General features: G+C 52.5%; 6 protein-coding genes. 3 read left to right on the top strand and 3 right to left on the bottom strand.

The window, feature by feature from the left end:
- Positions 1–267: 267 nt before the first annotated feature.
- Both JUK32_RS00430 and JUK32_RS00435 read left to right on the top strand, forming a co-directional pair.
- On the top strand, positions 268–2,019 hold the full coding sequence (locus tag JUK32_RS00430) for an ABC transporter ATP-binding protein (protein WP_375541539.1): 1,752 nt from the start codon (positions 268–270) through the stop codon (positions 2,017–2,019).
- Positions 2,020–2,031: 12 nt separating this feature from the next.
- Entirely contained in the window at positions 2,032–3,798 is a 1,767-nt protein-coding gene (locus JUK32_RS00435) for an ABC transporter ATP-binding protein (protein ID WP_204136899.1), read from the top strand.
- Positions 3,799–4,221: 423 nt separating this feature from the next.
- Here JUK32_RS00435 and JUK32_RS00440 read toward each other — a convergent pair whose 3' ends face one another.
- From JUK32_RS00440 to JUK32_RS00450, 3 genes are all read right to left on the bottom strand, one after another.
- Positions 4,222–4,875: an SDR family NAD(P)-dependent oxidoreductase gene (locus JUK32_RS00440; protein WP_239112171.1), complete on the bottom strand. Its 654-nt coding sequence runs from the start codon at positions 4,873–4,875 to the stop codon at positions 4,222–4,224.
- A 27-nt stretch (positions 4,876–4,902) separates the two neighbouring features.
- Entirely contained in the window at positions 4,903–5,388 is a 486-nt protein-coding gene (locus tag JUK32_RS00445; protein ID WP_239112172.1) for a hypothetical protein, read from the bottom strand.
- Positions 5,389–5,458: 70 nt separating this feature from the next.
- Complete coding sequence (locus JUK32_RS00450; RefSeq protein WP_204136900.1) at positions 5,459–6,355, bottom strand: SMP-30/gluconolactonase/LRE family protein; 897 nt, start codon at positions 6,353–6,355, stop codon at positions 5,459–5,461.
- A 158-nt stretch (positions 6,356–6,513) separates the two neighbouring features.
- Here JUK32_RS00450 and JUK32_RS00455 point away from each other — a divergent pair, with 158 nt between their 5' ends.
- A complete protein-coding gene (locus JUK32_RS00455) occupies positions 6,514–7,455 on the top strand; it encodes a LysR family transcriptional regulator (RefSeq protein WP_204136902.1) in 942 nt (313 codons plus the stop codon).
- The last annotated feature ends 191 nt before the right edge of the window (positions 7,456–7,646 follow it).

Raw genomic sequence — 7,646 nt, forward strand, 5'->3', positions numbered from 1 at the left:
CCCTAAACATCCTCACGTTTCAACGGCAAAGCTGTTAGAGGAAAAGCAGAACAAACGTTCACCTTAACAGGGGTAGTGTTTAGAGCTTAACCAGTATGGTCAGCTTTGAGTCGTCACCGTGTTCAGCGATCGCACTTTCCGCCAACTTGTCCGCCAACTCTCTACCTTTGGTCGCTCATGACTTAGCCGGGCAATTGTCTAAAATACTGAAGTCATTGTGGGACTCAGCGATTGATTCAAGAATCTCAGCCTCAAGCATCAACTTCACTGTGGCAGCTCCGGCGGGTTTTGAGCAGTCTGCGTGCCTATCCCCTGCTGAGCTTGGGCGCTCTGAGTAGCGCGCTGCTGCTCGTGGCCGCCTATGCCGTGACTCCTCAACTGTTTCGCTGGGCGATCGATCAAGGCATCACCCAGGGGAATCTCTCCATTGTGCTGTATTGCAGCGCGGGATTGGTGATGGCCGCCGTGGCCCGAGGCGTCTTCAACTTTGGTCAAAGCTTCTGCGCTGAGGCACTGTCGCAGAGTGTGGTGTATGACCTGCGCAACCAGATCTTCAGCAAAATCCAGACCCTCAGTTTTAGCTATCACGATCAGGCTCAGACCTCGCAACTGCTGACCCGCGTGACCAGCGACATTGAGCAAATTCGCACCTTTCTCAGCACTAACCTGATTCAGGTAATCAGTGGTGTGGTGACGCTGTTGACGATCGCCTTCATTTTGCTGGTGATGAACTGGCAGTTGGCGCTGATCAGCTTGACGGTGGTGCCCCTCGCGGGTTGGCTGATGGCCCGGTTTTTTCGCCGTAACAATCAGCTCTTTCGCCAGGTGCAAGAACAGCTCAGTGACCTCAACGCGGTGCTACAGGAAAACCTGCTGGGGGTGCGGGTGGTCAAAGCCTTTGTGCGAGAGTCGGTAGAAACGGAGCGCTACACCCGGCTTAATGACGACCTGGTCGCCGCCAATATGAAAACCATTCGGGCGATTCGGAATACGTTTCCCTACATCTTTTTGGTGAGTAACCTGGTCATTGTGGCGGTGATTGGCTACGGCGGCATCACGGTGATTGAAGACCGTTTCTCGGTGGGGGAGCTGGTGGCCTTTAATGCCTACCTGCTCCTGATCTTGCAGCCGATTTTGCTGATTGGGTTTGCCGCCCCCGCGATCGCTCAGGCTGCTGCGTCTGCCGAACGGGTTTATGAAGTAGTCGATGCCACCATTGAAATTAGAGATCGTCCCCAGGCCGTACCATTCACGACCTGCGGTGGCAGAATCACCTTCGAAAACGTGTCGTTTCGCTATCCGGGGGCGATGAGTCCGGCCTTGAGCAATATTTCCTTTGAAACGAAGCCAAATGAGCTGATTGCGATTTTGGGGATGACGGGTTCCGGTAAAAGCACCATCACGAATCTGATTCCTCGCTTTTACGATGTGACGTCGGGAGCCGTCCGCATTGATGGGCGCGACGTGCGGGATTTCACTTTGGAAAGCCTGCGATCGCACATCGGTACCGTCTTTCAAGAGACGACGCTATTCTCCGGCACCCTGTTTTCCAACATCGCTTACGCTCGACCAGATGCCACTTTAGAGCAAGTCATTGAAGTAGCTGAAGCCGCTCAGATCCACGATTTCATCGCGAGCTTGCCAGAAGGTTATGACACGATTGTCGGCGAACGCGGGGTCGGACTTTCGGGAGGGCAAAAGCAGCGGATTGCGATCGCCCGCACTCTGCTCACGGACTACAGCATTTTGATTCTCGACGATAGCACTTCCGCCGTCGATGCCCAGACCGCTGCTCAAATTCAGTCCGCCCTCGATGATCTGATGCGCCGCCGCACCTGCACATCCTTCGTCGTGGCCCAGCGGATCAGCACGGTGCGCACCGCCGATCGCATTCTGCTGGTGGATCAAGGTCGCTTGGTGGCACAAGGCACCCACGAACAGCTGATGGCCCAAAGTTCCCTCTATGGCATCATCTTGGAATCTCAAATGACAGCAGCACCCGCCTTACAGGAGCGTTGAGCACTGGCTTCTATGATTGCAAATCTATCCAGCCCGGCCGATGCTAAACCTAAACTCTCAACGCTGGGACGGTTTTTCCGCTACTTTGCCCCCTATCGCCGCGACATTCCGGTGGCGCTGCTGATGGTGATGATTGGGGCCACGAGTCAAGCGATCGGGCCGCTGCTGATTGGTTGGTCCATCGATAACCTGATTCTCCAGGGCAATCTACCCGGATTGCTGCGCATGCTAGTGGTCTTGATCAGCATCTATATCATTGGGCTGGGAGCCATTCGCGCCCAAATCTGGCGTATGGGCGGGATCGTGCAGCGGCTGCTAGGACAGCTGCGGCAGGATATTTTCGACAAAGTTCAGAGTTTGCCGGTGAGCTTTTTCGATCGCAGCGAAGCCGGGGATCTGATGAGCCGCCTGCTCAACGACGTGAACACAGTAAACCAGGCTTTTGGCCTGACCATTCCGCAGGTGCTGGGGCAGACCTTTAGCCTGGTCGGCATCATCATCGCGATGCTCTCGATCAACCTCCAGCTGGGGCTGCTGAGCAATCTGGTGGTGCCGCTGATGATTTTTACTACGGGTGTGTTCTCCCGCTGGGCTAGAGCCCGGTTTCGCCTCACCCGGCAAACCATTGGCGATCTGTCGGCCAAATTGGAAGAGGATATCGGCAGCGTCCGCGAGGCCCAGGCGTTTAACCGCACTCAGCTCAATATTGAAGAGTTCGATAGCCTCAATGCCGCTAACCGGCGGGCGAATGTGCAGGCGGTAGCAGTGACGGCGGCGTTTTTGCCCTCCATCGACTTTTTGAATACCCTCGCCACCGCTGGGGTGATGGCCTATGGGGGGTATCTGGCGATCACCGGCGTGATGACAGTCGGCACCGTGACGGCCTTTTTGCTGTACGTGCAGCAGTTTTTCCGTCCGATCCAGATTCTCAGTCAGTTCTACACCCAGGCGCAGTCGGCGCTGGCGGGGCTCGATCGCATTTTTTTCTTGCTTGATGAACCAGCTACTCTGCAAGATACTCCCAATGCGGTGGCGATGCCGCCCATCCAAGGTGAGGTGCGCTTTGAACAGGTGGAATTTGGTTACAGTCCCAAGCAGCGCGTGCTCCAAGGGATCAACCTCTGTGCCCAGCCCGGACAGATGATTGCGCTGGTGGGGCCGACGGGGGCGGGTAAAAGCACCATCATCAATCTGATCATGCGGTTTTACGACGTTTCCGCCGGAGTGGTGAAGGTTGACGGCATTGATGTGCGTGATGTGACTCAGGCCAGTTTGCGCCGCCAGATTGGCATTGTCTTGCAGGATAATTTGCTCTTTAGCGGGACTGTGGCTGAAAACATCGCCTTTGGTGCGCCGGATGCCAGTCAGGTCGAGATTGAGGCCGCTGCCCAGGCCGCCAACGTGCATGAACTGATTACCTCCTTGCCCCAGGGGTATAACACGCAGTTAGGAGAACGCGGCACCCCACTGAGCCAGGGCCAGCGACAACTCGTGAGCATCGCGCGGGCGGTGCTGGTGAATCCGCGAATTTTGGTTTTGGATGAGGCCACTAGCAGCATTGATACCCGCACCGAAGGGCTGGTGCAGGATGCGATCGCCACTTTGCTGCACAACCGCACCAGCTTCGTCATCGCCCACCGCCTGAGTACTGTGACCCAAGCCGATCAGGTGCTGGTGATTCAGCAGGGACAAATTGTGGAGCAGGGTACCCACGCTGAACTGATGGCCCTCAATAACATCTATGCCAATCTCTACAGCTTGCAGTTGGGCAGCGTCTGACACCCGATGATGCTGGGTATTCAGCTGATTGGTCTGGCCTTCATCCCCTCATCGGGAAATTTGTCTGCTCATAGTTTTTGTCAAACAAGGGCAAAACTCCCCTGTGTTAACAGGATGTGAATTAGTTGCGGCGTCTTGGAGGTACTGCTGGCAGTTGGGGCTGACTACCCGAAAATGTTAGGGAATAAAACAAGGGTATGCGTCTCCATTTTATTCCCTAACATAGTCTTGTGCTGGGGAGTACGCCACCAGGATAATGAACCAAACCTGAGCAATTCGATGTGCTCGTTGGAATACTGTCCACCTATCTACCCAACATAGGATCTTAGGCAGAAATATTTCCGCCTATTTGCCCATCTAGGGATCTTAGGTGGAAACTTTCCCTCTACAAAAGAGTTATATTGAAAGATTTGCTCAGTTTAGCTAATAAACAATTTCGTACTCCGCACCTTCAGCAACATGCAATTGCCAATACTCTTCGGCAATGCGATCGCTACCATACTTCGGATCATTGCCGTTCACAGTGCCACAAATGGTGACGGTGCCAACCTTAATGGGTGAGTCTTGGAGGGCGGTGTGGAGCGTATTTGCTAGAACCCGAATGCCAGCCTTACCAATGGCCAGGGAGACAAAATCAGGTTGCGGATAAAGGGCAAAGCCCCCGCCCGTCAGCAAAAGGCTCCCCTGCTGTTGCTGCTGCATAGCGGGCAGGACGGCTTGAATACAAACCATGGCTCCCGCAACGTTGGCGCGAAAGTCGCTGACGAGGGTGTCGTAACTGGTTTGTAAGATACTTTCCATTCGAGGTACAGCGGCGTTGTAGATCAGCACCGCTGGAGTACCCAACTGATCTTGAAGAGTAGAGAAGGCAGCAGTAAGGGCGGCGGCATCGCCAGCATCAGCCAGAAAGTAGTGGGACGTGATGCCATCCGCGGCCAGTGTCGTCTGGTAGCTCTGGAGTTTCTGCTCATTGCGAGCCAGCATGACGATCTCAAATCCTTCTCGGGCAAACCGCCGGGCGATCGCCATGCCGTTGCCTTCACCCATGCCCACAATCACGCACAAGTTAGCCATCATAGTGCTCCTTAATCGGTATAGGAATCATTAACGTTTGGGATACAACCAGCCCGCCAAGAGCTTAGTTAGCCTTGGCATCACCACATAGGTCATTAATGTGGTGGTGAGAAAAACCAGAATCAACAAGTGGAGGATAGGCGGCAACAAGGTCAGCCAATCCAGGGGAAGGAGCGTGAACAGTTGATTAATGCCGAAGATAGCTAGGCCAGAAACCAGCACCATTTTGTAACGGGGGGGCGGCAACAGTCCCGGTTTGGCTGGCAACGTAAACCAGGTTTCCAAGCCGGTGAGAATGGCAAAGGTGCCCGCATCCACCGTGAGCTGGAGAGCCTGGGTCAGAAACCGCTGGCGCACCGGGGCATGTTCCCACCGCTTCAAGTTCTCCAGGCGGTCAAACTTAAACACAATCCGGTATTCGCCATCGGCTTGAGGACTTGGGCGAAAGACAGACGCCCCTAAATACCCCTCAAAGGTACTAGCGGTGGCGATGATCTGTTCGAGCAAGGACTTCAAATTCTCGCTCCTTGCCCCGTCTGACTCGCTGCACCACATCCACAGTGACCGGAAGATCGGTGGACATGGCTTAATCCTGACTCAGCAGGGGTGCACCATTGATGCCCACCGCCAGGCGCACCACTTGGGCCGGTTCGATTCCCGTTGGTGGCGGTAAAAACATGCCACCATTGTTCACCACATATAAATCTGTGCTGTGAAAGGCGACCGCTGTGCAGCCCGTGACCCCCTGTTCGGCTTGGGCAATGATGGTCGTCTGACGATCTCGATCAATGCGAATCACGCTGTTGTAAACATGAGTAGCACCATAGAGATTGCCGTGAATATCAAAGGCAAAATCGTCAATATTGGTTTCTTCTATGAAAATCTCCGGCTCTTGTGGTTTGAGGCTCTCATCTAATGGAATCTGCAATAGCAACATCCGCTGGGTATTAGACGCATAGAGACTGTTGCCAAAACGCTTTAGGCCATTAACGGCTGGAAAGGTGCTGCTTTCATCACTGCGAGCGAGGAGAGGATGCTCCAACCAAAGTTCAACGGTTTGGGTAGAGATATCAAACGACCAGATGGTGCCTCGATAGGAATCGGCCATCAGGTAATGACGAGAAGACAATGGCGTGATGCCATTGAGAAACTGAGCCTCTGGTAACGTTTGGAGGAATTGCACCTCACCCTCTGACAACACGGCAACAAAGGGAATACCCTTTGAATTCCAGCCATTGATGAGGAACTGATCTGGCTCAATCCAGGCAATGCCGCTGACCTTTCCACTGAGTTGAGCATAGGTCGTCAAGTTGCCATCTGGATTTAACTGAACAACCGCTCCAGCTTCGTGGTTAGTGAGATAGATTTCACCCGATGGAAGAATTGCCAAATTTTCCAGAAATGTATTTACGGGAAATGTTGCAATGGACTGGGCAGGCAGCCAAGCAACCGGTGTTTCAGCGTAGATAGCAGGTAGCTGCATTGTTTTTACCTCAACCTCAATCCGTAGCGGATTGAGCAAATTGATCTGTGCAGTCAGTCATAAGAATCTTCTCTCCTGCATCTAGAAAAGCTGGTTTAGACATAGAGTAGTGGCAGAATTAGAATAAATCAAATTGATTATAGAAATTCTTGACATCAATGAAATCAATTGATCTTGGCGCGGTGGATCTCAATCTTCTCGTTGCCTTCGAGGCCCTATATATTCATCAAAGCGTTACCCTCGCCGCTCAGCGCATCCACATTGGACAACCTGCCATGAGTGCGGCATTGGGACGACTGCGATCGCTCCTAGATGATGAGTTATTTGTACGAGTAGGACGAGCCATGAAGCCCACGTCTAAAGCAGTGGCGATCGCACCACAGGTGATCTCTGCCCTAGACACAATCCGAGCCACATTGGCTGACTTACAAACCTTTGATCCGGCCTCTTCACAGAAAACCTTTACTGTTGCCACATCAGATTATTTTGCCAGCATGATTCTGCCAGTTTTACTAGGTATTCTCAGGCATCAAGCCCCTCATGTTAATCTACAGTTCCTCACGGTGGAAAAGGAATCGCTGGTCAATTCAATCGAAAACAGCGAAGTGGCTGTGGCTGTGGGCACGTTCAATAATTTACCGCCCTATATTCTTCAACAAACGCTGTTGTCAGAGGAATTTATTGGCATTGCTCGTAACGGTCATCCGGCGCTAAAGGATGGGGTGATGAACCTAGAAGATTTTGTTGGTTTCCCCCATGCGTTATTTACTTTGCGGCGAGATAATACCGGGATCATTGATCAAGCCCTGGCCAATCAGGGATTAAAACGACGTATTGCCCTCACGGTTCCCTACTGGTTTGCCTTACCTTCGGCGATCGAGTCTTCCGATCTGTTGGTAGCAATTCCCTCCTGCATGGCAGCCCATATTACTCAGCACTATTCCCTACAGACATTTGATATTCCAATCAATTTATCGTCTTGGTCGATATCCATCGTTTGGAATGCGCTTGATGATCAAAATTTTGAAAACCTTTGGTTGAGGCAGATTATTCAACATGCTTGTCACAGCCTTGTCGAAAATCGAAATATCAAAAGTTGAGATAACAATCCCCTTGCAGCAGACGGACAACAATTGGTTTCCATCAACTAAAGTGTCTACCACCGCTGAAGGGCAACGTTATGTGGGTAGTCCCTAATGGGTAAGGATACGGAGCTGAATTTCTAACAAAGAGGCGATGCCGCGATGGCAAAACTCTGTGAACCTGGAATCAGATTGAGATTGATTCAAGT

The sequence above is a fragment of the Halomicronema sp. CCY15110 genome (assembly GCF_016888165.1).
Taxonomy (GTDB): domain Bacteria; phylum Cyanobacteriota; class Cyanobacteriia; order Phormidesmidales; family Phormidesmidaceae; genus Halomicronema.